The sequence below is a fragment of the Pseudanabaena sp. UWO311 genome, from assembly GCF_006937785.1.
In the GTDB taxonomy this organism is placed as follows: domain Bacteria; phylum Cyanobacteriota; class Cyanobacteriia; order Pseudanabaenales; family Pseudanabaenaceae; genus Pseudanabaena.
The window spans coordinates 1-24,359 of sequence record NZ_SJEE01000024.1 but is presented as its reverse complement, the minus strand read 5'-3'; the positions used below and the strand labels follow the sequence as shown (position 1 = coordinate 24,359).

The following is a 24,359-nucleotide window of genomic DNA, read 5'->3' as shown; positions in this document are numbered from 1 at the left end:
TCATAAATCAGCAAATAAATAGCGAACTATTTTTGCTTTATATAAATGTAAAAATTTCAATAGTATTTTAATCAGCATTTTTGATTTTATTCATGTATTTACTGACAAAAAATACTATTTTTTCTGGTGTGCAAATTGAGATTTGGATTGTATGCTAATTGCGAACAAAGGTTGTCTAGTTGATTTATTCACCTTCAAAACCTTTGCGACACTCGTCAAACTCACTTACCCTCACATAAAGAAATATTTAACTCTTGTATCACTGGTAAGTACATATAGCAATAGGAAAATCTTGTTTTCCGACAAAAAACGACTTTTCCTCATATAACCTCACAAGTAGAGGCATTGAAACATGAGCGCACCCCATCATTTGCCCCAACGTCACCTTAATTTAATATCGAGCCATCCTCACCAAACATCTCAGTTTGGTGTTAGGCCTAGCATTGCAGAACGCTTTTCGCAGCTACTGTTTGAGATAGAGTCATTTTTATTAGCTTGCACCCATGAGGAGATGTGTAGCTTTTGGAATGCGATCGCCAATCTTCGCCAATACTTACAGAAAAACACTAATTCTTCAGAAGTTCCGCACTTTCTAAATGGCAGAAAGCAACAGCGAGACTTTTGCCGCATTTTAGAAGTATTAGCAGATCTACCCTATCCACATTTACACCTATCGACGCAATTACCTGAACGCTCAGACGATCGTCGCCAGCATTATGTTTATCCTCACTTAGTAACACAGCGATAAGGGAGGATATATGCAAAGTGATGCTTTCCCCACACCACCGATCTATGTACATCAGTTTCAACCTCGGTTGGTAAAAAATGATTTCGAGCCTCAACAAGAAGGCGATAGTAATCATCTACGCAATCTACTAGATGAGATTGAGATCCTGATGACAGACTGCTCCACCGAAGAATCTCGAGCTTTCTGGTCAGCAACCGATCAGATCAAGATCAAACATCGGGTAATTGAATCAATGCAAATGATTGAAAGCTTGTTTCTTGATTTAGCAATAGCTTCAACACAAGACCCAGAGATAATTTCCGCTGTATCAACAAGCCTTCGCTACACTAGCACTTCTCAATTCGGTCGTTCAGAGCAGCTTGCAATCCCAGACTTTCTCAAGCAACGAGCTTGTTAAGTTTTTGAAATATTGATGCCGATTTAATTCAGCTAAATAGCTTAAAAAAGCATGAAATCAGTTAAAAGATATTTTTATTGTTTATAAATATCTGTAGTCCGAAAACAACTGGTTTAAATCATTTGTAAAAAAGGTAAATATCATGAAATTATTGTTTTCTGTTCTTTCTGCTTCCGTTTTGCTGTTCCCATTCACGGATAGTGCATCTGCATACTCCCAAGACCCTCGCAGTTGCAGTGACCCTCGCACCCAATATCCGTCAAATCCCCCTTGTCAAAAACAGCAAAACTTACTTAACGTTTATTACAACAGAGTTAATTATTAGTCAGACAGAGCAAAACAGTTATGAGAAGAAAGCAGTTCCTTCAATTCGGGGCTGGGGCGATCGCGCTATTCTCATTGGATCGCCTCGGTAAAAATGCTGCTCAAGCTCAAGATTTTGCTAGTTTTGCTCAGGCATCTAGCCGAGAAAAGCTGTGTTCTCGTGTTCTTGCTGGAAGAATTGATCGCATTATGGGCGATGGAACTACTTCAGAAGTCCAGCTTTTAAGGCTTTTACGACTAAATAAAGCACCTTTAAATCTTTATGGAGACTTACCTGCGATCTATCGGGAAGAAGCAACTATCGAGGGCGTTAACTATGACATCGCTTTTTGTCAGATGTGCTTAGAAACGGGATTTCTGCAATTTGATGGTGATGTTCAACCCGAACAGAATAATTTTGGTGGTATTGGCGCGATCGGTAATGGGGCGAGGGGGGATAGCTTTAGCGATCGGCGCATTGGTGTCAGAGCCCAGATCCAACATCTCAAGGCATACGCCACTACGAAGCCTTTAGTACAGCCACTAGTTGACCCGAGATTTAGTTTAGTGAAACGGGGTACTGCGCCTTTGGTAGGGCAACTCGCAGGTCGTTGGGCTGAGGACGTTAACTACGACAAAAAAATTATGGCAATTCTCCGTCGGCTCTATGATTTGGCTGGGTTTTTTGTTTAAAGTCCAAAAAGGATGAGGCGGCGCGAAGCGCCGCCTCATCCTTTTTTGGGCTTTAAAACAGATCGCTAACAGCAGAATTGAGATATCAAAGTTGAAATGCTGAGCATTAAGCATTTGTTGATTCCTCCGCTAAAATCTGTTCAACACCTTCACTATAAGACTTTTATTTTTAGCATGGAAAAACACGAACAGATCACGATCGCAGAATATCAACTGACCGCAGAGTCTTATCGTGTCGGCACATGGAATCATGATGTATCACAAAATCGTGAAGCTCTGATCGCAGCTATGCCTAGAGAGACAGGTAAGATTTTGGATCTGGGTTGTGGTCCTGGGCGGGATCTAGTTGCATTTCAGGCGATGGGACACGAAGTAACGGGACTGGATGCTACTCCGACATTTGTGGAAATGGCAAAACAGGCGGCTGGTTGTCCAGTATGGGAGCAGAGTTTTTTAAGCCTTGATTTACCCGCAAATCACTTTGACGGCATCTTTGCCAATGCTTCATTAATCCATGTACCCAGAGCCGATATGCTGCGGGTGCTTCATGCTTTACATGATGCTTTATGCGATCGCGGAGCCTTAGTGATGTCGATGGTGCGGGGAAATCACGAAGGCTTTTCCGAAAGACTAACGGGTTATCGCTATGTATGTGGATGGGAATATGAAACCCTCGTGCCAAAACTTTTAGAAGCAAAATTTCAAATACTGAAGCATTATTACCGTCCAACTGGAATTGCGATCGCAAACCAATCATGGCTAGTCCTCGTGGCAAAAAAAGTCCCTGCCGAATAAGCAAATGTCGGTATCCCGATCTCATTCTGACCGTACCACCATTAAAATTGGACTAGTGTTATATTAAGATTTATTACAGTAGTTCAAAATTCTTGTACTTATATGCAAAGTCAAAATACAGCTCCAATTTTTAATGCCGAATTTAATCGCTTTCAGAAGATCGATGCAACTCAAGCATGGTCTCTGTTCTTTTCCGCTAGCAACAAAGATCGACTCTTAGGTTCAAATACTAAAACTGGAAATTACCTCACTTTTGGTTTGTTGGGTGCGGTGATTGCCTCAGCGATCGAGATTGTTCTTACTCACGCCTTGTAATCGATTCAGAGCGAGTTTGGGCAAAACTCGCTCTGAATCTAGACTGCGGATTGAACGTTTAATTTAGGGATGCTCACGGCTCCACTCCTCACGCCAACCCAACAACAGTTATCCGAACTGCTCCACAAAAGTAATTATTGATAATCTGTCTACAGACTGTTACAAAAGTTAACAATAAGCTTTAGATTGATTCACAACCACAATCGATTCCTAGCAGAACAATAAGATCCATTAATGGATAAGGTCTATTTCCTGTCTGCTCATTGATACGAGATTCCAAATACCTTCGATATTAATCAGTACCCAAAAACATGTACGATTCCATTGACAAAAATAATTCTTCTGGTGAAACTAGCTCGGCATTGGATATGGATCTCCTTGCCAAACTAATTCGTCAGCAGACTCAGAATCGTCCGCTGTTCGAGAATGTGGCTATCCTTGGCTGTGGCTATGTTGGCAGCGCAGTCGCTGACTATTGGCAAGATCGTGGTCATGATGTAACAGGTACGACCACCAGTAGAGAACGGGTAGCTGCAATTTCGGAAATCGTCTCCAAAGTAGTCTTGATGAAAGCGGATAATCTCACGTCATTACAGTCACTACTCGAAGGTCAAAATACTCTATTAGTGAGCGTTGCTCCTATGGGTTCTCAAGAAGCGTCTGAATCGACCTATGCAGATACCTACATAAACACGACCAAAAATTTGGTTGTTGCTCTAGACCAAGCTCCGAATGTCAAGCAAATTATCTACTTGAGTAGTTGTTCTGTCTATGGTGACAGACAAGGCGCATGGGTAGATGAGACTGCTCACATCGACCCGCTAGATCAGAAGGGTCATGTGCTACATCAAGCGGAGCAAATCATTCTACAAGCAGCTAATCATCACCAAAAAGTTTGTGTGCTGCGCCTAGGTGGAATTTATGGGCCTGAGCGAGATCTAGTTAATATGTTTGGCGGTATGGCTGGGATGACGATGCCAGGTAAAGGAGATCGCATTATTAATTGGATTCACCGTGATGATATCGTCGGTGCGATCGAATTTGCGCGGTTAAATGGTCTGGAGGGAATTTACAATCTAGTTGATGATAGCCAACTCACTGTCAAAGAACAGATAGGGCGGGTCTGTTCTGCTTACGGTCTGCCTCCAGTACAGTGGGATGCCTCCAAATCGAGTCTTCAACGCAAAAGTTTGCAAGTCAGTAATCAGAAGATCAAAGCAGCAGGATACGATTTAATTCACCCTCAACTGCTTGTTTGAGAACTACACAATCATCGTTTCATCCGACGATTCAAAGCTGAATGTTAGCACTCGCAAGTTTTCTCAGCTTTGAACATAATCACTCATAATCTAATTATTAACTATGGACATTTCCATCGGTCTAAGCATTGAGCAAGAATTCAGTTTGAGAGTTTATAAAAAACAGGTCGATCAACTAGACTTACCAACTATGCAAGAACTGTTACTAGAAGTTTTGCGCCAATCGATGGTCAAGGAAAACTTATTTAGAGAATTAATTAAGAATGGTATCTAGCAAATATGGGATAGCTAGAGCGGATAGCATTAATCTGACTTCGGTAGAGTTCCAACTTCCACTAGTAAGGGAGAGTGAAGGTTCGTCTATTGTGAAGATATTACCCTTTGTGAAAGCTGGTACAGTTTGGAATTCTTCGGGGTTTAGGAACAACATAACCATAAGACATCCAAAAAAGATCGTATCTTTAGCGTCAGACTTTGGCTTACCAAGGTAAGTGGCTTCCATCCCAAGAGAAAAACTGCCCACTATCGCCTTCGTCAAGATTTCCGATCACTTCTAGTAATTGGGTAACAGTCCGCTCTACCGAGAACAATTTTTCCGCCGACACGTTCTTTTGAAAAGGTTGGGATAGGCGCGTGTCAGTCGTACCAGGGTGTAACATGATCACGATAGTTCGAGGGCTAGTGCGGCGGTACTCGATGGCTACATTCCGCATGAACATATTCAGCGCGGCTTTCGAGGCGCGATAGCCATACCATCCACCGAGTTGATTATCGCCAATGCTTCCGACCTTAGCAGAAATCGCCGCTAGAATGCTTTTTTCGCCGTGACGGAATAAGGGTAAGAGGTGTTTGGCTAGTAGGAGGGAACTAACACTATTAACCTGAAAGTAGCGCAGTAAATGCTCTGGATTGATGTGTTTAAGGCTTTTCTCAGGTTGAATGTTCCCTTCGTGAAGGATGCCCGCGCAGTTGACAACTAGATGCAATTTCCCCACCTCTTCCCCGATGCAGGCAGCAGCTTGGGATATCTGTCCTTCATCCGTGACATCTACTTCCAAACAGCAGATTTTCTCAGGATATTCGCTTTTTAAGGTCAATAGTTCATCTGCCGATACCTGACAGCGGTAGGTGGCATAAATCTTAGCGCTCCTACCATCTTGGAGGAGCTTTCTGACAAAACCCAGACCAATGCCCTGACTTGCTCCCACAATTAAAACATTGCCCTGATTAATTTCGTATTTCATCTGTTTATCCGTCCTCAAAGTAGAACTGAATTGAGCCCGATCTACTGAGAGCTTGTTTACAATTGTGCTTTAAAAGTCAAATCACTGTAATGATTCTTTGTAATGAAAATAATAAATCCTAGGGAATTGCCCCTGTTGTGGCAAATCGGACAGATCTCTCTGTCTTGAAGCCAGGTATTTGATTCAAAGTATCCGCACTCGGAGATTGACAAAGAAGCGATGTTATACCAATTCACGAAAGTGTGACAACACTTTTGTGAATTAAAAATCAAACACAGTAAGGGTTTTAAAAGGACAAAATGGCATAGCCATTTTGTCCTTTGGTATTAATTGCCGTCTAATATTGCGATCGCCTGATTTTGGTGAATCCTGCTTCTTTGGTAAGCCGCCAACCCTAGATGGGTTGGAAAGCTTCGGTTGACCGACTCCTCACAATGGAAGAGATCCGTTCGACAGAAAATTAATTTTGTCCTTTAAGTCAAGTCTATGTAATAATTATTTACAATAGAATTAATAAAACTTAATACTCAGCCCCAATGGGTGCAGGAATCACAAAGGACTAAGCTCATGGAAAACCAAAATACTAAGTTCGGCTTCACCCAATTCGCAGAAACTTGGAACGGTCGCCTAGCTATGTTCGGCTTCATCATCGGCATTGCCACCGAGTTCCTTACCGATAAGGGAATTCTGTCTCAGTTGGGTCTGATGTAGTCAAAAAGCATTCAGCGCCGCCACCAAACTTTCTGTGACAGCGTTAGCCCATTCTTCTGTTATCTCTGGTAGCCAATTACATTCAAGATTATTAGTATATGTTCCCCAATCTTCTCGAATCAACAAAAGAATACTGGCAAAATCTAGATCGGTTAGAAGCTGCTTATCAACAGGGCGAAATCCCTCTCGAGGAAGTAGATACTAGAGTGGCTGAGTTGATGACAGCACTAGCTAAGGAACGCCGCAAAGCTTTTAACCATTTTTTGCACGGCTCGCAACATTGGCTGACCAGCCAAAGAGAAACTCTCATTGGTCTGGGTATTCTGGCGCTCGCCACCTATTTGTGGATGTTGACCAGTTCAATCGCTTAGGTTTCTGTTGGTCATCCGCCCCTGCTGCTGGTTAATCGGTTTCAAAAGCTATCCACGCAAAACAATACGAGTAATAAATCAATGTTTATACCTCGTGGTTTTAAAGAACATTCGGTCTTGACCAAACTTAGCAAAATGGTCTATTACAAGGCTCAAGTAGAACCATAGAATTAAGACACTTCAACATCAGCATTAGTCTTCCTGAATGGCTTTGGCGGTGGTTTATCCGCCCACAAATGGTCAAAATTATATCCAGCTCTTACCGCTTTTGGCAGTAACAATGCGGTAGCTTTTTTGTTTTATGTGACTGAGGTACTTGTACCACAGCTAAATGACACAATGTCTGACTTCTTCGGCTGGTTTTATGAATGTGACGCTTGTACCACTCTCATTTGAAAACCTCTATAGCACCGAAATTCCCTAATGGGGCTTATTTACATTTGCCAATAGTTCCATCGGTCAAGGTTGCACCGCAAAAATTTGCACCGTTCAAAACCGCACCGCGTAGATTTGCACCCGTGAGATTTGCGCCTGATAGATTGGCGCGTTGCAAATTTGCACCAACAAAATCAGCACCGCGCAAGTCAGCCTGACTGAGATCTGCGTCAACTAGTCGCGCACCCCGTAAACGAGCTAAGCGCAGATTTGCACCTGACAAATCGAATTTAGTTAGATTGCGATCTTCCCCACCTCGATTGACGATTTCCCAGACTGTCCGCCACTTGCGATCGAGAATTGTCTCTTCATTAATGATGCTTTCTCGCAAATTGGCAAGACGCAGATTTGCTCCTTCGAGATTCGCATCTGATAATTGCGCTCCAGCAAAATCAGCTTCCGTGAGATTTGCTTTCGTCAGGTCGGCATAGCGTAAATTCGCAGCATTAAACTTGACACGAACAAGATTACTCCGCCGTAAATTCGTAATGAATAGATAGGCTTCTGTGAAGTTCGCATCTTCTAAATTTACGCCAGCAAGATTGGCTTTCTCGAAATTCCCACCCGACAAATCCGCCGCTACCAGAGTTTGTCCTTCTACGCGCTGATTGACAATCTTCCAGACTAGAAACCACTTAGGATCAAAGAATGTGTCGCTATCAATTTTGCTCGATCGCAGATCGGTATGAAATAAATTCGCTCCCGCAAAGGTAGTTCCCTCTAAGCTTGCTCCCTCTAGATTCGCTCTTGTCAGATTCACTTCGCTAAAATTAGCTCTGCGGAGATTTGCACGTTTGAGGCGCGAATTGGAAAGATCGGCTTTTTCGAGATCAGCTAAGGATAGATTGGCGCTTTCGAGATTAGCGCCATCGATTTTTGCCCCGATTAGTTTTGCGAACTGTAAATCAGCATTTTTTAAAGAAGCTTGATTGAGAATTGCACGTTCGAGATTGGCGTATTTTAAATTTGCCCGAAATAGATTAGCCCCTTCAAGTTTTGCTTCCAGCAAATTTGCTTTCAAAAAATCAGCGCCTGACAATAAGGCAAAGCGCAAATCTGCCCCCAACATATTTGATCGCATAAACTTCGCGCCATCTAGCTTTGCCCCACGCATATCGGCTTTACGAAGATCGGCATCTCGAATATTGGCATTGATCAAGTCAGCTCCCGCGAGTCGGGCATCGGGCAGATCGCACTCCGAACATTCTTTAGTTTTGATTAATTGATCAACATGGCTTTGATTCGCAGCTATGACTGATGTTGCTGTAACAATAGTGATGAGTGCTGAAATAGCGATCGCAGTTTTACCTATACCCATCCTTTTACCTCCGCATCCATCATTGGTTTTTCGAGTTTAATATACTCAATTTTGGCAGCTTGCAAGATATGTTTCATTTGCACAGGTTCGTTGTGATCTGCGGCAATAAAAGCTGAATTTAGAGCAATATTGCGAATATTACCACCCGCAACACTGAGTTTACCAAGTTTTAGGTAGTCTAGTTCAAGAGTGGGAGTTTGCTTTGGGAAAGCTCGCCGCCAGATTTCAGCGCGTTGCTCCGCATCAGGGAAAGGAAACTGAATCACAAAACGTAACCTTCTTAAAAATGCCTGATCGAGAGAATTTTTAAGATTGGTAGTAAGTACTGCTAGTCCGCGATAAGCCTCCATTCTCTGTAACAAATAGCTAACTCCCACATTGGCATGGCGATCGTGGCTGTCCTTAACTTCAGTGCGCTTACCAAAGAGGGCATCAGCTTCATCAAAGAGGAGAATTACGCCTCCACCTTCAGCAGCATCAAAAATACGTTTGAGATTTTTCTCCGTTTCACCAATATATTTATCAATTACGGAACTAAGGTCAACTCGATAGACATCAAGCTGTAACTCATTGCCTAATACTTCGGCAGCCATCGTCTTACCAGTGCCACTTGTTCCCGCAAACAGAGCACTAATACCTAATCCCCGCCGACTTCTACCTGCAAATCCCCATTTTTCATAAACAGTTAAGCGTTGGCGTACATGAGCGGCAATATCATGCAGCACAAATTTTTCTTTAGATGGCAAAATCAGATCTTCCCAAGTTGCCGTTGTTTCTACACTTTGGGCAAGTTCATCAAGGCGCGGACGGGATTGAGCACGACAGGCATTCCACAGTGATTGATGGAAGGTGCTATTTGAGGATTGGAGATGAATGCTTTTGGCTTTAAGTGAGGCATTGTAGATGTTTGTAGGTGAGAGATTAAAATAAGAGACTAGTTCATGAATGGAGCCATTAAGGGAATCTTTAATCTCACTGTCGAGATCGCTGAGAGATTCTTCCCATAGTATCTGTTGTTCATCGACCGAAGGCGATCGCACATCAAAGGTGAGGATCGTTCGCTGATGCTGGCGGCGGCGGGTTTGGCTACTAATGATCAGCGGACATGCGAGGATCTCGATCAGATAGCCGATCACCATATCTTGATGTGGGTTGGGTGCTTCATCGCGATCGCAGTCTAGCAATAGAGCGATATCATTCAAAGCGTATTCGCGATCGCATAGCTGGGCAATTAGCTGGAGATTGATTAAATCATGGGGCAGAAGGTTAGCAGGTATTTTATAAAGCGTTAATTGCAGATTGTTACAGACTTCGGATGCGATCGCCATTTTGCTAGCAACATCGTCACCGCATAACTGTAAAACAGGTAAATTTTCTAAATGATGATCTTTGTTGGCACTTACCCAAGTAGAGATCGCTTGGTTGACAACTTGTTGATGGGAATCAATCTGGACGGAATTGGCAATTATAGGTTCTAAAAGTCTGAGTAGGCGTTCATCAAGATGCTCATCTCCCATTAAATAATGCAAAATCCGTTCGTCAATTCGCAGAGGACTTGCAGTAAGCGCATTCCCTGTACCAATCTCTACTAAATGCCACTGACGCAAATTTGCGGCTGGTGAGAAGGCCGACCAGTCGGTATTATCTAGCACTGACATCGCTAGGCTAAAGGTGACATAGGTTTGCTTGGGATCGTTGGCAATTTCCGCACAGAGATCTCCCCAGCTTGGGATTAATTCTAGACCTACACATAACAGCAGAATATCTCTTTCAAATTCAGAAAGACTAAGGCTTTCGCATAGTCTGGTTAGATAGCTATCAATTTGCTGTTTCTGTAGCGTAGATTCACATGGCTCTTCTACAGTCTCACCTTTTTTTGCTGCTATTTTTCGTTCTAAAACCAAGCGAATCCTAGCGATCGCTGCATATAGATCACTTTGACTGCGCTTTAGCCAATCAGCATTACTGCTCAAAGTATTTTTAAAAGTATTTGCAAGAGAGCTTAAAGATACAATCATGCTTCTTCGGTTGCTGTTTTGATTAATTGCTCCAGATAGGTTTCTGCTTCATTAACTGGGAGTAGGATTACTTCTCCATTTCTCAAGATCTCATATTTTCCCCCATGAAATCCATGTCCAGCAATTAAGCCCATAGATATAGCAAGGTTGCCAGTTTCTGTAAGTTTGTTAACACTCATTGTCTCTACTTCAAGATTCAGGCGTTGACTAAGTTCATCTTCTTTCATGGTTATCACTGTTTTTTGATATCAGATCTTAAGACAAATTATGGCTTCATTGAATTGTAAATTGCTGTATTATTTCTAATTATTATCAGATATATAATTTGATAATAACTTAGGATTTTTGACAATTTATAACTACTGAGACTTTTCGCAATCCATTGAGCTGTATCCTTTAAGTATAACCTTTGTCCTATTCATAGAAAACCCTGCAAAATATGAGGAGCGAACCAACCATATTTGCCTCAAATGCCGCTAACAGCAGTAACGAGCAAGAAGCAGGGATTGATATGGTGGATATCTTGACCCTATCCACGCGGCAGCAGCAAATTATTAATTGGATTATGCGCCAACAGCAGTCTACGTTGGAAGTAATCGCTGTATATATTGAGGCTGAATTAGAAGAAACCAGTGCTGAGATTGCAGATTTAATTAGGCAAGGGTTTATCGAAGCACGACAAGAGCAAGGAGTTACCTATTATGAGATTGATTTTCGTCGCCAACAAAGTGCCGAAAGTTTAGACTCGATCTCTTCGACATCAGTTTCACAGAGACCATTATCAATCATTCTCAATCCTTCGGGGACAGTGTCAACCTCTACGGGCGAGAATTTTGAATTATGCGTCACAGTCACCAATCAGGGCGATCGCAGTGCGGTGATCAGTATAGCGATCGACAAGGACTCTAGCTCGATTTATCCTTGGTGTGCTCTGCCATCAGAAAGACTGGCTTTGAGTGTGGGGCAAAGTTGCGAAGTTGTATTCCTAATCCAAGTACCCCCAACTACGCCACCTGATGACTACAACTACACCTTAATTATTGATGCACCTAAGCATTATCCAGAGCATACACCGATTCAATATAAAGGTCGCGTAGTTGTTCTTCCCGCAATTAAAGAGGTGGTTAGAGTCAATGACCCCACCTTTGTCACCTTGCCACGTTCCTCATCTGACAATCCCCATCCAATGCGATTGGGTGAAATATGGCAAGTCCTCGTATCTGTCTCTAATCGCTCTAATCGAGTCGATCGCTTTCGGGTAACTGTCCCCGACCTAGATCCTAAATGGATTACAATTTACTATCCCGAAGGCTTGGCTCTAGCTGGCATTGTCGAAGCCTCAGAAGGCTTGCCGCTGAACCCTGATACCCAAGGGCATGTTACGGTAATTTTCAAGCCACCCATGGATGTGTGGGCAGGGATTTATGCGCCGACTATTCGCGTCCATTCGGAGAATAACCCAGAGCTATCGTTATTAGATATTGCCTATTTTGAGATTCTTCCTACCTATCAGCTTGATATTCAACTGGTGACATTACGGACAAGGGTTGTCCGTGAGCCGTCCCTGTATGAAATGCGGTTTAAAAGTAATGGCAATATTGCCCGTGAGTTGATCCTCAGAGCCAGTAGTGCTGAGCAAGATGGTTTGTTAACATATACCTTGTCCATGGAAGAACTGAAAATAGCTCCATTTGGAACGACTAAGGTCAATATTGAAGTTGAACCGACAAAAAAATGTAAGCCAAGGTTTTTAAGCGATCGCTATTTAAACTTCATTATCGAAGTTGAAGATAAACAGGGCGCACTAATACCTAATGATCGTTTCACAGGTAATTTATTATTGCCATCTCGTCCTTGGTGGCAGTTTGTTCTACTGATTATTAGTATCTTGGGGATAGTTGGGACAGTTATCTTTTTGATTTGGTGGTTCTTCTTTAGACCACCTGATGTACCGCAAGTAGTCGAGTTTTCTTCTGAATCACCTACCTATCAAGAAGCTGCAAATGAAGCGATTCGCCTACGCTGGCGAGTTACCTATCCAGAGCTATTAAGTGAAATGAGGATTGAGGGACTCTCAACCGATGAGAAGGCGATCAGTCAACCTGTAGTTTATAACTTTAGCAAGGGAATTCCCCCCGAACTGAAGGATTACTGTGTAATCGATCGCGATTTGTTTTGCCAAAACGTACCTACTGATGCCCGCAAGCCCAGTCAGTATATTTTTCAGATGAATCTATCATCGAAGAATCCTAAAATTAAAACCATTCCATTAGCTAAAACCTCAAAAATTTTAGTGGAGCCGATTCCCCAAGCTGAGATTGTGGAGTTAGCATCGACTAAGCCTCTTTATACCGAGTCCAAGCCAGTTTTGCCAACGGTTGTAACTGCTCCAGTTTCTCAAGTTAAACCCTCAGAAAATGCGTCTGCCCCTGCGACAAACCCTACTAATCTTTCTGCTACGACAATTTCTAGTACTGATAATGTTGCTCCAGTTACTAACTTTACTGAGCCAAGCTCTATCTCAATCATTTTGGAAAAGCAGGTATTTTTTACGTCAATCGGCATTGCTAAAGGCGGGATTAAGCCAAGAATAATTAAACCTAAGCCCGATCTTGGTAACGAAGTAAGATTGAACTGGACGATTGCCAATGCTAGTCAAGTTAAGGAATTAACCCTTGTAGGCAGATCGCCTGAAGGTGAAGTCAAGAGTCCGCCGTTACGCTTCGTAGTTACTGAAGGCTTACCGCGATCGCTACGCCCCTACTGCACGATTTCTAACGATCAGATGATTTGCAAAAATGTTCCTACCGAGGCTAAGGCGGCAAGTAGCTATATTTTTGAGTTAGCGATCGTGCCCAAAAAGCCCCCAGTCGATCCCAAAGCACCTCCTGTCTCTAAAAAAACTGAAGTTACCAAAATTGCACCTTTTCCTGCCAAAATTCTGGAACTAAAGGTAAATGGACAAGATGCGTTACCACAATATTCTTTCAATCTTAATCCTGACGTTCCTACTATGCTCACGCTATCTTGGAAAGTCGAGGCTTCGGCATCAGCCAAAATTGAACTACTTCCCGCCCCAGGGAATATCGCGGCAGTTGGGCAATTAGCTCTGCCATTAAGTCCAAAGTCCGCAGAAGTCACCTATATCCTGAAAGTGACGAATCCCGATGGACAAATCATCATGCGCTCTTTCATTGTCCAAACGATCGCGCCACCACCAGCACCTAAACCCGAACAGACTCCACCGATCGCATTGCCTCCTGAACTGCAAGTACCTGAAATTGACTCGCCGCTAATTACTCCTAACAAGGGGATAAATCAGCGATCAGGTGGTACACTCACACCTTCAGAAGTTCCACCCAGCCAAAAATAAAGACAAGGTATGTAGGGTGGACAATGCCCATTCTACATACCTTGAAAAGAAAAAAAGAAAAAATTAGAAAAGCTAATTGATTATGATGACTGAAGAATTTGATTTTAAATTGCCCAAAGGATTAATCGATGCTAATGGGGAATTGCACACTCAGGGCAAAATGAGACTATTGACAGCCAAAGATGAAATGATCGTGCAGGACTTGTCCAATCGCGATCGCAATCTAGATATCGTATTTCTATTACTGGCTCAGGCGATCGCCAAATTAGGAAATCTACAGCAAGTTACTGCACAACAACTAGAGCAGTTATTTTTGCCAGACTTTGTCTATTTCCAAGATCTATTTAGTCAACTGCAACCGCAAAACGTAACTTCATCGGGGGAATCATAGGCTACCCCTCGGAGAGGTTGTATGAAGAGGTAGCCTTCATTGCTTTTTACTTCCATTGGTCAAGGGAAGATATTCTAAACCTCACCCATGCCGAACGTTTACGTTGGGTCGATGAAATCATGAGATTACGCTAGTAAATGTTGGCGCGGCAAAGCCGCACCACAAAAAATTTAATCGCCAGATAATCGACAATCGCGATTATTTAGCTTGCCATCGGACATGATCGTGCGACAAAAAATACTTTTTTGCGAATTAACATCTTTTAATAAAGCCGCGTTAAACTTTGCCCCTCTCAAGTCCGCACCTCGAAAGTCTACATTTTCTAAGTCCGCATTTGTAAAGTTTGCCCAGCGCAAATTTGCATCCTGAAAATTTGCATCTTTTAAATAAGCCCCAATCAGATTTGCGCCAATCAAGTTCGCCTTCCGCAAATCGGCAGCCCGCATTTTTGCTAAGCTCAGATTTGCGCCATTGAGTTTCGCCTCAGCGAGATTGGCATTGCTGAGTTCACATTCTGCGCAAGCTCTAGTTTCTAATAATTGCCCAATGGGATCTGCGATCATAGCTTGAGCAATTGTTAGGTATAGGGGAAATGCGATCGCGCCAGCTAAAAAGTAATAACGTAACATCGGCAATCCTAAATGAGTTGTTAGTAATAAGACTGACTATTCAAGAATCATTTTAACCAAGATAAGTTCAATCCTCTCATATGAAGATTCAACTAAACACATTAACTTTTTTCATTTCCACTAATATATGAACAGCCATTTTTACGTTAAACTGCTTACCTGTTAACTCGTTATTGGAGTCAGGTAAATCAACGCCTTTTGTCTTGATAAATTTTTCTAGAGCATCAATCCAACCATTCACACGAGTCTTTCTTCCTTTTTTGTTATGCCTGACGTGATATAAAGCATAAGCTAATCCACGTTGTAGAACTTCATATATGGCAATATCTTGCAAGTCGAAATCGAGGTAAGAATAATTATCTTTTTCTTTTGCAATTTCCTTGATTGTTTTATCTTTAAACGCCTTAACATTTTCAACATTAGAATCGAAAGTCTTTAAATTGGAGCCACCTCCTAAAACAATATCCTTCTCAGGACGAATTTGTAGTGTGGTTGCCATATTGCCGAACCATTTAGAAGCCATTGACTGTTCATGAAATGTTTGACCATCTTTTTCAGTACCATACATTTGAAACCACCAAGCTCTGTCCATATTAACTGGATTATCAGCGGCGTTCTCAAGAGTAACATTGTCACCACCGTCTTTCATGACAACCGCTGCCCAGTGCTGATTCCAAGTACCACCCGCATCTTCAAATTTTTGGAAGTTGTCTTCCCACTCATTAGAGACTGTAGCATAAGCTTCTCCAATTTCTGGGTTTGCGCCTCGATTGAATCCAAGTTCTCTTTCCGTTGCAATAAGCTTCTTTTTCTCTTCTTCTCCTAATTCAGTCTCAGGCTTACTTAGGTATCCAAAATATTCTTCACCAAACTTATCTTGCACAAGCTCCTGCAATGCTTTTGTTAGCGACTTGAGTCCGCCAGCTCCGCGATCTTCGGCTTTTGTTAGCTGACTTTCATCTTCCTCATTATAAACTGCACTATCTTGCCCTAATTCACGGACACCCATAATTGCATGTGCAGCTTTGATGCATTCTTTATAAAGAACAAGTTTTGCATCACCACCTTGACCGCGCATCTGCTTGATTTGAGTGATGCGGGCTACAATTTTCTTGTTTATTTCGTCGGCTTCTTTTTCGGATAATTCAACTGTTCCATCTTCGCCCGTTTCCTTAATTTTTGAATTAAGTTCATTTGTTGTAAAGACTAAAACTGCTTGTACTTCTTGTGGTGAACTAGGTCTAGACAAAGTCTGATTAGAAGTTACTTGGTTACTGATTTTTTCTAGTGGACTGACCATATCCTGAGTGCTTTCGTCATACTTCTCACTGTTGACTGGATTGTTCGCTTCGTTCATATCCGTGAAGCCTTTTCTGGCTTCACTTTTTGGCTCAACCTTTGATAGCTCTGCACCAAAAAACGTCTTTTTTGCACCACCAGTCAAGCTAACAACAGAACCGCTGTTTCCTGCAGAAGCAAGCTTGTCATTCGCCCCTGAAATCAAGCTGCTCTCAGCATACATTTCATCGCTACCCGATGGGTTATCATCTTTTAGTATGACGATAGTATTTCGACTTTCTGAAATGCGAGTCTTTTCTGGCAATAATAATGCTTCTTTTTGAGCTGGACTCTCAGGGGTCTTCGCAATTTCACCAGCTTCTACATAGCGTTGAATATTTTTAGATGACTGAGTTTGGTTTTGATTACAAGCTATTGGCGATCGCTGAACCGCTCCTCCATTTTGCTGCACGACATGAGTCAACTCATGAGCAATCAATTCCTGCCCGCCTCGACTACTTGGCTCATAAGCTCCCTGCCTAAAGAACAGATCCTGCCCTGTCGTAAAAGCTTTGGCTTGAATGGATTTGTTTAATTGATCAGATTGCGAATCTGTATGTACCTTTACTCCGCTAAAGTCTGCACCCATTGCTTGTCCCATCGACTGTTGCAGATTTGCATCTAGTGACTGACCACCACCCCGCGCACTTTGAATTGCCGATTCTAAATCCGTTGATGCTTCACCTCCTCCAATGTTTTCACTCCTTTGGACGAACGGCTTCATTTGCAATTCTTCATCTTCTTCCATCTCTTGTCGCTGAATTGGCTGGCTTTGAGAAGGAATTGACGAATTAATTTGTTGAACGACCCTCGCCGCAGTAGCATCAGCTTCCTGTTCATACTTGTCATTTGGCTCCCCAATAGCCAGCTTTGCTTGGAGCGCCATCTTTTGAGCATTCTTTGCCCTCAAACGATTCTCAAACTTTCGCTGTACTGGCTGACTTTGTGAAGTAGTTGGCGAATTAATTTGTTGCACGACCCTAGCCGCAGTAGCATCAGCCTCCTGTTCATACTTGTCATTTGGCTCACCGATCGCAAGTTTTGCTTGAATCGCCATTCTCTGCGCATTCTTTGCCCTCAAACGATTCTCAAACTTGCGCTGAACTGGTGGAGGTTCAGGATTCATGGTGAACTCTTTTGTATCTTCCTGTTCGCCTTCACTTTTCTCTTCTTCTACCGCTTCTTGCCTTTGAATTGGTTGATTTTGTAAGGATGCATTATTTCTCTCAGTAGTGATCGCCTTCAATCGATTTCCAGATTTTCGTTGGATTGGCGTTGCTGATTCTGACCTTGGCGTATTGATTATTTTCTCAAGGAAATTTTCAGAATATCCTGATTTGCGTGAAATCGCCTCTTCTTTCTCGTCAGACTCCAATGCAGCAAATGGTCTAGGTTGCAAATTTAGAGATGTAGGATTTACTAAGGATGAAGCTTTTGTGGATCTGTCATTAGTATGTCCCATATCTAGTTAGCTCCTAGTATTTTCTATGATTCCTTGCAAGGTTAAACAGAAATTAGCTTGATTTTATTGTCGCACAAATACTTTTTAATAATAATAAATATAGTTAAGTTCTGAAAACCAAAAATAGAGTTGCGGCGCTTTGCGCCGCAACTCTATTTTTGGTTTTACTATATTTGCGATCGCAGTCCCAAAAGATTAAGAGGCGGAGCCTTGCGCTACCTCTTATCTAGATCGGGCTATAGGAACCACCACATCAGCAAAATACCTAAGATCGATCCAGCCACAACTTGGACGGGGGTATGACCTAACAACTCTTTGAGAGGATCATGTTCTTCTTCAAACACTTCCACCATGATTTGATTGAGAACCTTTGCCTGTTTACCAGCAGCACGGCGGATACCAGCGGCATCGTACATAACGATAAAAGCGAAGACTGTAGCGATCGCAAATTGTGGGGTATCCCAGCCTTGAGTCCGACCGATACCTGTAGCCAATGCCGAAACTAAAGCTGAATGAGAGCTCGGCATTCCACCTGTTTCAAACATGATTTTGAATCTGAGTTGTCGGAACTGAGCTAACTCGATAAATAATTTGAGTATTTGGGCAGTCAGACTAGAACATAGAGCAATTAGCAGAACTTGATTATCGAGGATTTCGCCAACAGGATGGAGGTTCATATCAATTGCAAAAATTAGGGGCAAGAAAGGGGTGGAAATTAAAATTGAGAGTTAGAACTTAGTTTTTTCGAGCCGTGATGTAATCGGCAAGAGCCATTAGTGGAAAAGCTGCATCACCATAACTGATAAGTTGAGCTTTGGCTTGTGCTACCAATTCCTCAGCTTTTTGCTGCGAGGTTTCGATACCCCACAAGCTTGGATAAGTAACTTTTTGGGCGGCAAGGTCTTTGCCTGCGGTTTTGCCAAGTTGCTCAGAAGTTGCTGTGATGTCTAGGATGTCATCAATGATTTGAAAAGCTAAACCTATGTTATTAGCATAAGTGGATAGACGCTTAATGTCGGTATCATTTGCACCAGCCAGTAAAGCGCCACAGATGACGCAAGACTCTAGCAAGGCAGCTGTTTTGTGGATATGAATAAATGTGAGAGTTTCAGCCGTCACATCTGGCTTACCTTCACATTCTAAATCGACAACTTGCCCCCCTACCAAACCTGTCGCTGCAACTGCATGTCCAAGATGGGCGATCGCCTTCAAAATGCGCTCCGCAGGTACGCCCTTCGTCTGGTCAGCAATAAATTCAAAGGCGTAGGCTAGAAGGGCATCTCCTGCCAAAATCGCAATATCATCGCCATAAACCTTGTGATTAGTTAGTTTTCCGCGCCGATAATCATCATTGTCCATCGCTGGGAGATCATCATGGATCAATGACATTGTATGCACCATCTCCATTGCACAAGCAGTGGGCATTGCTGAGGCGCGATCGCCACCTAATAATTCACAAGCAGCTAGACATAATATCGGACGTAATCTTTTGCCACCAGCCATCAGCGAGTAGCGCATGGATTCATAAATTTTTTCGGGATAGGTAACTGCAATCGAAGCATCAAGGGCTGCCTCAACCTCTGGTTTGAGATCGCGTAAATACTTATCTAAATTAAATGCAATTGTTTCGGTCAATGTTTGGGGCATGGCTGGCTTCAATGGTTTCAACAATAACTAATTGCTAGAGTAGGGCAAAAACTTTAGTCAGTATCCAGAATGTATATTATGCAACGACTTGCGATCGCTACCCAAAATTTTGCCTTTTTACTTTTTACTTTTTACTTTTTCCTTGTAGCTCCAAACCGTATTATGCAAGAGCATCGTCACCGTCATTGGACCAACACCACCAGGAACAGGGGTAATGTGAGAGGCAACTTCGCTAACACTTGCATAGTCCACATCACCGACGAGCCGAGATTTGCCTTCGTAATCAGTGATGCGGTTAATACCGACATCGATTACTACAGCGTTAGGCTTGACCATTTCGGCAGTCACAAATTCTGGTCTCCCGATCGCTGCAATTAAGATGTCAGCTTTGCGGGTAATTTCAGCGAGATTTTTCGTGCGTGAATGGGCGATCGTGACTGTGGCATTTTCTTCGAGCAGCATTAGAGCTACTGGCTTACCGACAAGGATGCTGCGCCCGATCACAACGGCGTTTTTGCCAGCAATATCAATTTTTGATTCAGCTAATAGCTCCATCACTCCTGCTGGTGTGCAACTCCGCAAACCAACTTCACCCCTTGCTAATTTGCCGAGGTTATTTGGATGCAAACCATCGGCATCTTTATCAGGATCAAGGCGATTTAAGAGGGCGATCGCATCTAAATTTTCTGGCAAAGGTAACTGGATCAAGATGCCATCTACGCGATCATCAGCGTTTAGCTCGTCAATAACTTGCTCTAATTCTGTTTGAGTGACGCTAGCAGGAAAATGTTTTCCAAAGGAGGTGATCCCCGCCTTATGGCAGGCGGTTTCTTTATTGCGCACATAGGCGGCGCTTGCAGGATTGTCGCCCACCATCAGCACGGCTAACCCCGGGGGACGACCATATTGAGTTTGTAGTTGCGAAACCTCTTCCGCGATCGCCTTTTGCATTTTCTTAGCAAGAGCCTTGCCATCAATGATTACTGCCATAAATTGCTATGAATTTTACTTTGCGATTCGTTACCTACTTTGTAAACGATTGTATCGCTTGATGGGAGATAGCAGGTACTAATAAGGGCTGGAAAGATCTTGACGACACAAATTTTCGGGAATTAGATATGATTTAGAATTTAGAAAGGCGATCACTTTAATACTCACAAAAATCAAGAGCAAGGATGGAAATCTATGACCGTCACTACTGCGAAAAGAATAACATTTGAGGAATATCTCAGCTATGAAGATGGTACTGACAAGCGTTATGAATTTAACGATGGAGAATTAGTCGTAATGACTCCAACAACAGTATTTCATAATGATTTGATGATGTTCTTTGCATTCTTTTTGCAATCAGAAATAAATAACTCTCATCATCCATACTGTGTTCGTGTCAATAGTACTGAAATATTTAATGGTAAAAGAACACGCCGTCCTGATGTCTTGGTGATGACTCTTACACAGAAGAAAAACTTAGGAAATCAGCCAGATATTTTACATGAGCCTTGTTTGCTAGTCATTGAGATTGTGAGTCCAACTTGTCGCTCGGTGGATACTGTCGAGAAGCGCGAGGAATATGCTCAGTTTGGTATTCCTGAATATTGGATTGTGGATTTTTTGCTGGGAACTTTTTCGGTTTTAAGTTTGGTGAATGGAAGTTATATTGAGAAGGAGTATAGAGAAGGCGATCTCATAGTCTCTAATATTTTCCCCAGCATTTCGCTATCAATGAGTCAAGTAATGGCAAGCATTTGAAATCAGTATGGTGGGCAACCTTACTTTTTGGCGCAAAACGCTGTAATCGCATTTATCATATAAACTTGCCTCAAACCTTGAAAGCCAAAAGACTATGTTGACAGCTTTTCTAATGTCTTTATTGACTCCTATTACACCAGTCTTGCCCATAACTAACTCGGTAAATGAGCCTAATTTAACTAGCAAAGTTGCTCAATCTGCCAGTCAACGCCAAATCATTTTAGAACGGCAAGAAATGCGCCCGTTGATGGGCAAGCTTGACGATGTACCAATGTTTAATAGCAATAGTCCTGAAATTGTACAAACAGAAGGGATTTTGCTGTCAGCTTTCCCACCTGAAGGCATGGCTCATCCCAAGGCACATTTAAACTTCCCCTTTGAAGGTCGCTTCGATTTATTCACGCACCATATTTCCAAAGCACCACCACCAGTTGATTTGAGGACTTTGTATATTGGTGCGATCGCTTATAACCCAACTGATCAACCTGTAACTATTGACACCTTGTTGGGAGCCAGCTATCTCAGTCAGCCTGATGCGCCCTTCTACGATGCACCCAACTACAGCCTCAATAATAATGGCGAAACCTATCGCGGGCCAGGAGATCGCGCCATGCTCGATATTTTGCGTGGTCGCCGACAGAATATTTTTCCTGCTCAAATTGTGATTCCGCCAAAGCAGAGTCGGATGTTGATGAATATCCCAATTCCTGTAAAAGAATTAGATCCGCCATTAAATGGGCGATCGGGGTTATCGCGGTTACGAAGTACTGGCAAGATTTATGTCGCAACCCTAGCTCTCTATGCTCGTCTTAACGCTGATGGAACCGAACGTGCTCCCAATCTCGAAGAATGGGAAAACATTCTCAAGATTGGAGAACTAGCCAAACCACGTGATGTTGTACCAACACCACCAGATCGAACGGAAGGATTCTTTGAATATAGTCGGGTGGCTGGAGTGCAGCTTGGTTCCCAATGGTTTGGGAATTTAACTGATAAGGATAGTAATGATCTTGCTATTCCAAAATCTGGCGAATCCTATTCCTACGGATTGAGCCTTTTGCAGTACGGTACAATGGGAACAGGTCAAGTCCAAACTGCCCCGCTGAAAGTTCGCTATCCTGACACCGCCTATTCTGCTCATGGTAATTATGGCGTGCAGTATAACTTGACATTACCTCTGCATAATCCCACTAACGAAACGAAAACTGTTACGCTCTCATTCCAAAATCCCATCAAATACGATAAACCTGTTGGTGGCTTACAGTTTTTTGAGCCATTACCTGAAGATGTGTTTTTTCGAGGTTCAGTTAGAGTCAGATTTCGCGATGACAGAGGCTTAGCCCAATCGCGTTATGTACATTTAATGATGCGGCGTGGTGAACGAGGCAAGTCTTTAGTGACTTTGACAATGCCCCCAAGCGATCGCCGTGTTGTCCAATTTGATTTTCTTTATCCTGCGGATGCCACCCCCCCACAGGTTTTGACGGTAATGACTGCACCATAAAGCGCTTTGCGCAATGAAAATTTTGCTTACTCAAATAAAAGGGGCGGCGCGAAGCGCCGCCCCTTTTATTTGAGGTTTTATGTCCTAAGCAAACCTTTCATTGCTATAGAAGATGCAATCCGACTAACAAGCCTATACTGTTTGTAAATTTTCCATTGCCATTTGAGCGCAATAACGCATCTCATCAGCTCTCCGCCAAAGTTCTTGCCCAGTGTGCAAATGGTGATCATCAAAATTTAGTGTGAAGTAATTTAGTTCTTCAATTCCATCACTGATTGCATTGAGACAGTGATAAAGATAGCTAGCAATCCCAGCAGCAGAAGTTGGATTGGGAAATGCACGAAAGAAAATCTGCGCCTTGGCATAGGAACCACGACATTCATCAATATAGTCTTCAAAATCTTCCATTAATCCATCATCGTAAGGATCGGCAGCAAGATCGTCGATCTTCTCGTCTAGACTATCGAGGATTACTTCGAGCATTTCAGAGATGGGTTCGTAAACTTGTTTAAACCAGCGATCAAGTTTCTGATCTTCATTGAGGTGGATTTCCCGACTAGAAGGCGATCGCTTGAAGCCCTGATGAGATGATGCTCCATTAGGATTATGTTTAATACCAAGACTGCGATCGTAATGGGCCCGAGATTGGGGGTTACTAAGAACCTCGTAAGCAAGGTTGATGGAGGCAATATCATCGTGATTATCAAGATGATGATTGCAGTCGGGATGAAATTCTTTAACTAGACCACGATAGGCGGTTTTGACCTCGGCAGGAGCGGCGTTGTAGCTAATTCGTAGAGTTTTGTAGTGATTTGCTTGTTGGGTGCGATCGCTTGTCCTAGCCATGTCCTTAGTGATTAATCTACGTTTGCGGTAATTTTTGGATGTTTTTCATGCTGAATTTTTCAGGATTTCGAGATTCTCGAAACATTATTTTTAAGCAGAGCAAAACTTTTCTATTAAGCATTTTGTAGGCATATTCAGTCAGCGTCAACCACTTGACAAATAAAAAAAATTAAAGTCTGTAATTATTTCCGACTCTTTTTTTGAGATATTTCTAGATATAGCCAGAGAAGTTACTCGCTTCCCAGTGAATGATTAGTGGTGCGAGTCAAAGCCTTGCACCACTATCCATTACACTGGGAAAATGCATGTTTCTTTGAGACGTAAAAACCAATTTTGGGGCAAGCCTACCGCCAGCGATGCCCCAAAATTGGTTTCACAATTAGAATTGATTAGATATTTAAGCTAAATGTTGCAAAAGCGATCTCATTTCTGCTAGCATACCAAAGAATTAAATTTGCTGGTGTAGCTCAGTTGGTAGAGCAACTGATTTGTAATCAGTAGGTCACGAGTTCGAGTCTCGTCCCCAGCTTATGTTTCAAAGTTTCGGCAGGGATTTTAAGCAGATTTTAAGCATACCTAGTGATTAGATAGCTATGGCGGTTTTCATTTTTTCTTCGGCCAAAAGAAAAACGCCCTAGTATTATTCTTTCCTTTATTTATTTGATCTGTTGGGGAACAAAAACAAAGGATAGAAGCAACTTCACATTTATTTCTGTACTTCAATCCCTAAGGAAAAACCAGTCTCTTATTCACAACTCCGAGCCCCCCAGAATAAGGAGAAAATCGTATGCCGCCGTCTTTTTGTTAAAAAAA

General features: G+C 42.5%; 24 protein-coding genes and 1 tRNA gene. 15 read left to right on the top strand and 10 right to left on the bottom strand.

The annotated features are described in order from the left end of the window. The first annotated feature begins 352 nt into the window (after positions 1-352). The 7 genes from PseudUWO311_RS16895 (at position 353) to PseudUWO311_RS16865 (ending at position 4,784) form a co-directional block, all read left to right on the top strand. A complete protein-coding gene (locus tag PseudUWO311_RS16895) occupies positions 353-748 on the top strand; it encodes a hypothetical protein (RefSeq protein ID WP_142656414.1) in 396 nt (131 codons plus the stop codon). A 10-nt stretch (positions 749-758) separates the two neighbouring features. Then, on the top strand, positions 759-1,145 hold the full coding sequence (locus PseudUWO311_RS16890; protein ID WP_142656413.1) for a hypothetical protein: 387 nt from the start codon (positions 759-761) through the stop codon (positions 1,143-1,145). A 345-nt stretch (positions 1,146-1,490) separates the two neighbouring features. Beyond that, positions 1,491-2,141 carry a glucosaminidase domain-containing protein gene (locus PseudUWO311_RS16885; RefSeq protein WP_142656412.1) on the top strand — a complete coding sequence of 217 codons (651 nt, stop codon included), beginning with the start codon at positions 1,491-1,493 and terminating at the stop codon, positions 2,139-2,141. Positions 2,142-2,315: 174 nt separating this feature from the next. After that, positions 2,316-2,936 carry a class I SAM-dependent methyltransferase gene (locus PseudUWO311_RS16880; RefSeq protein WP_142656411.1) on the top strand — a complete coding sequence of 207 codons (621 nt, stop codon included), beginning with the start codon at positions 2,316-2,318 and terminating at the stop codon, positions 2,934-2,936. Between the two features lie 102 nt (positions 2,937-3,038). After that, entirely contained in the window at positions 3,039-3,251 is a 213-nt protein-coding gene (locus PseudUWO311_RS16875) for a hypothetical protein (protein ID WP_142656410.1), read from the top strand. 311 nt (positions 3,252-3,562) lie between these two features. Further along, positions 3,563-4,510 (top strand): SDR family oxidoreductase, encoded by a 948-nt coding sequence (locus PseudUWO311_RS16870; protein ID WP_142656409.1) that lies wholly within the window; start codon positions 3,563-3,565, stop codon positions 4,508-4,510. A 103-nt stretch (positions 4,511-4,613) separates the two neighbouring features. After that, the gene (locus PseudUWO311_RS16865; RefSeq protein WP_142656408.1) at positions 4,614-4,784 is read left to right on the top strand and encodes an NblA/ycf18 family protein; all 171 of its coding nucleotides are present in this window, start codon (positions 4,614-4,616) and stop codon (positions 4,782-4,784) included. A gap of 205 nt (positions 4,785-4,989) precedes the next feature. Here PseudUWO311_RS16865 and PseudUWO311_RS16860 read toward each other — a convergent pair whose 3' ends face one another. Then, a complete protein-coding gene (locus PseudUWO311_RS16860; protein ID WP_142656407.1) occupies positions 4,990-5,754 on the bottom strand; it encodes an SDR family NAD(P)-dependent oxidoreductase in 765 nt (254 codons plus the stop codon). A 567-nt stretch (positions 5,755-6,321) separates the two neighbouring features. On the opposite strand from PseudUWO311_RS16860, the gene PseudUWO311_RS16855 reads away from it, so the two are divergent. Together PseudUWO311_RS16855 and PseudUWO311_RS16850 are read left to right on the top strand one after the other, a co-directional pair. Beyond that, on the top strand, positions 6,322-6,465 hold the full coding sequence (locus tag PseudUWO311_RS16855) for a chlorophyll a/b-binding protein (RefSeq protein ID WP_142656406.1): 144 nt from the start codon (positions 6,322-6,324) through the stop codon (positions 6,463-6,465). A gap of 98 nt (positions 6,466-6,563) precedes the next feature. Next, entirely contained in the window at positions 6,564-6,836 is a 273-nt protein-coding gene (locus PseudUWO311_RS16850) for a hypothetical protein (protein WP_142656405.1), read from the top strand. Positions 6,837-7,266: 430 nt separating this feature from the next. On the opposite strand, the gene PseudUWO311_RS16845 is transcribed toward PseudUWO311_RS16850, so the two are convergent. The 3 genes from PseudUWO311_RS16845 to PseudUWO311_RS16835 are packed head-to-tail and all read right to left on the bottom strand — an operon-like array spanning position 7,267 to position 10,834. Then, entirely contained in the window at positions 7,267-8,589 is a 1,323-nt protein-coding gene (locus tag PseudUWO311_RS16845) for a pentapeptide repeat-containing protein (protein ID WP_142656404.1), read from the bottom strand. Then, positions 8,580-10,607 (bottom strand): ATP-binding protein, encoded by a 2,028-nt coding sequence (locus tag PseudUWO311_RS16840; protein WP_142656403.1) that lies wholly within the window; start codon positions 10,605-10,607, stop codon positions 8,580-8,582. The genes PseudUWO311_RS16845 and PseudUWO311_RS16840 overlap by 10 nt, the downstream gene beginning before the upstream one ends. Further along, positions 10,604-10,834 carry a hypothetical protein gene (locus tag PseudUWO311_RS16835; RefSeq protein WP_142656402.1) on the bottom strand — a complete coding sequence of 77 codons (231 nt, stop codon included), beginning with the start codon at positions 10,832-10,834 and terminating at the stop codon, positions 10,604-10,606. Before PseudUWO311_RS16835 ends, PseudUWO311_RS16840 begins: the two co-directional genes overlap by 4 nt. 212 nt (positions 10,835-11,046) lie before the next feature. Here PseudUWO311_RS16835 and PseudUWO311_RS16830 point away from each other — a divergent pair, with 212 nt between their 5' ends. The 3 genes from PseudUWO311_RS16830 to PseudUWO311_RS24750 all read left to right on the top strand — a co-directional run bounded on the left by PseudUWO311_RS16830 (position 11,047) and on the right by PseudUWO311_RS24750 (position 14,505). Further along, positions 11,047-13,980, top strand: a complete 2,934-nt coding sequence (locus PseudUWO311_RS16830; protein ID WP_142656401.1) for a hypothetical protein — start codon at positions 11,047-11,049, stop codon at positions 13,978-13,980. An 82-nt stretch (positions 13,981-14,062) separates the two neighbouring features. Further along, positions 14,063-14,371, top strand: coding sequence for a phage tail assembly protein (locus PseudUWO311_RS16825; protein ID WP_142656400.1), 309 nt, complete (start codon positions 14,063-14,065; stop codon positions 14,369-14,371). Next, positions 14,356-14,505: a DUF6760 family protein gene (locus PseudUWO311_RS24750; RefSeq protein ID WP_317843030.1), complete on the top strand. Its 150-nt coding sequence runs from the start codon at positions 14,356-14,358 to the stop codon at positions 14,503-14,505. Before PseudUWO311_RS16825 ends, PseudUWO311_RS24750 begins: the two co-directional genes overlap by 16 nt. 36 nt (positions 14,506-14,541) lie before the next feature. Here PseudUWO311_RS24750 and PseudUWO311_RS16820 read toward each other — a convergent pair whose 3' ends face one another. The 5 genes from PseudUWO311_RS16820 to folD all read right to left on the bottom strand — a co-directional run bounded on the left by PseudUWO311_RS16820 (position 14,542) and on the right by folD (position 20,437). Continuing rightward, positions 14,542-15,000, bottom strand: coding sequence for a pentapeptide repeat-containing protein (locus PseudUWO311_RS16820; RefSeq protein ID WP_142656399.1), 459 nt, complete (start codon positions 14,998-15,000; stop codon positions 14,542-14,544). An 88-nt stretch (positions 15,001-15,088) separates the two neighbouring features. Further along, positions 15,089-17,800, bottom strand: a complete 2,712-nt coding sequence (locus PseudUWO311_RS16815; protein ID WP_223807618.1) for a DUF4157 domain-containing protein — start codon at positions 17,798-17,800, stop codon at positions 15,089-15,091. A 236-nt stretch (positions 17,801-18,036) separates the two neighbouring features. Next, complete coding sequence (locus tag PseudUWO311_RS16810; RefSeq protein ID WP_142656398.1) at positions 18,037-18,477, bottom strand: divergent PAP2 family protein; 441 nt, start codon at positions 18,475-18,477, stop codon at positions 18,037-18,039. A 58-nt stretch (positions 18,478-18,535) separates the two neighbouring features. Beyond that, positions 18,536-19,447, bottom strand: a complete 912-nt coding sequence (gene crtE / locus PseudUWO311_RS16805; protein WP_142656397.1) for a geranylgeranyl diphosphate synthase CrtE — start codon at positions 19,445-19,447, stop codon at positions 18,536-18,538. A gap of 117 nt (positions 19,448-19,564) precedes the next feature. Beyond that, the gene (gene folD / locus PseudUWO311_RS16800) at positions 19,565-20,437 is read right to left on the bottom strand and encodes a bifunctional methylenetetrahydrofolate dehydrogenase/methenyltetrahydrofolate cyclohydrolase FolD (protein ID WP_142656396.1); all 873 of its coding nucleotides are present in this window, start codon (positions 20,435-20,437) and stop codon (positions 19,565-19,567) included. A gap of 195 nt (positions 20,438-20,632) precedes the next feature. Between folD and PseudUWO311_RS16795 the strand changes: the two genes are divergently transcribed. Further along, positions 20,633-21,196, top strand: a complete 564-nt coding sequence (locus PseudUWO311_RS16795; RefSeq protein WP_142656395.1) for a Uma2 family endonuclease — start codon at positions 20,633-20,635, stop codon at positions 21,194-21,196. A 94-nt stretch (positions 21,197-21,290) separates the two neighbouring features. Next, complete coding sequence (locus PseudUWO311_RS16790; RefSeq protein WP_142656394.1) at positions 21,291-22,700, top strand: DUF3370 domain-containing protein; 1,410 nt, start codon at positions 21,291-21,293, stop codon at positions 22,698-22,700. A gap of 132 nt (positions 22,701-22,832) precedes the next feature. Here PseudUWO311_RS16790 and PseudUWO311_RS16785 read toward each other — a convergent pair whose 3' ends face one another. Then, positions 22,833-23,546 carry a J domain-containing protein gene (locus PseudUWO311_RS16785; protein ID WP_142656393.1) on the bottom strand — a complete coding sequence of 238 codons (714 nt, stop codon included), beginning with the start codon at positions 23,544-23,546 and terminating at the stop codon, positions 22,833-22,835. A gap of 456 nt (positions 23,547-24,002) precedes the next feature. Between PseudUWO311_RS16785 and PseudUWO311_RS16780 the strand changes: the two genes are divergently transcribed. After that, positions 24,003-24,075, top strand: a tRNA-Thr gene (locus PseudUWO311_RS16780). Positions 24,076-24,359: the final 284 nt, after the last annotated feature.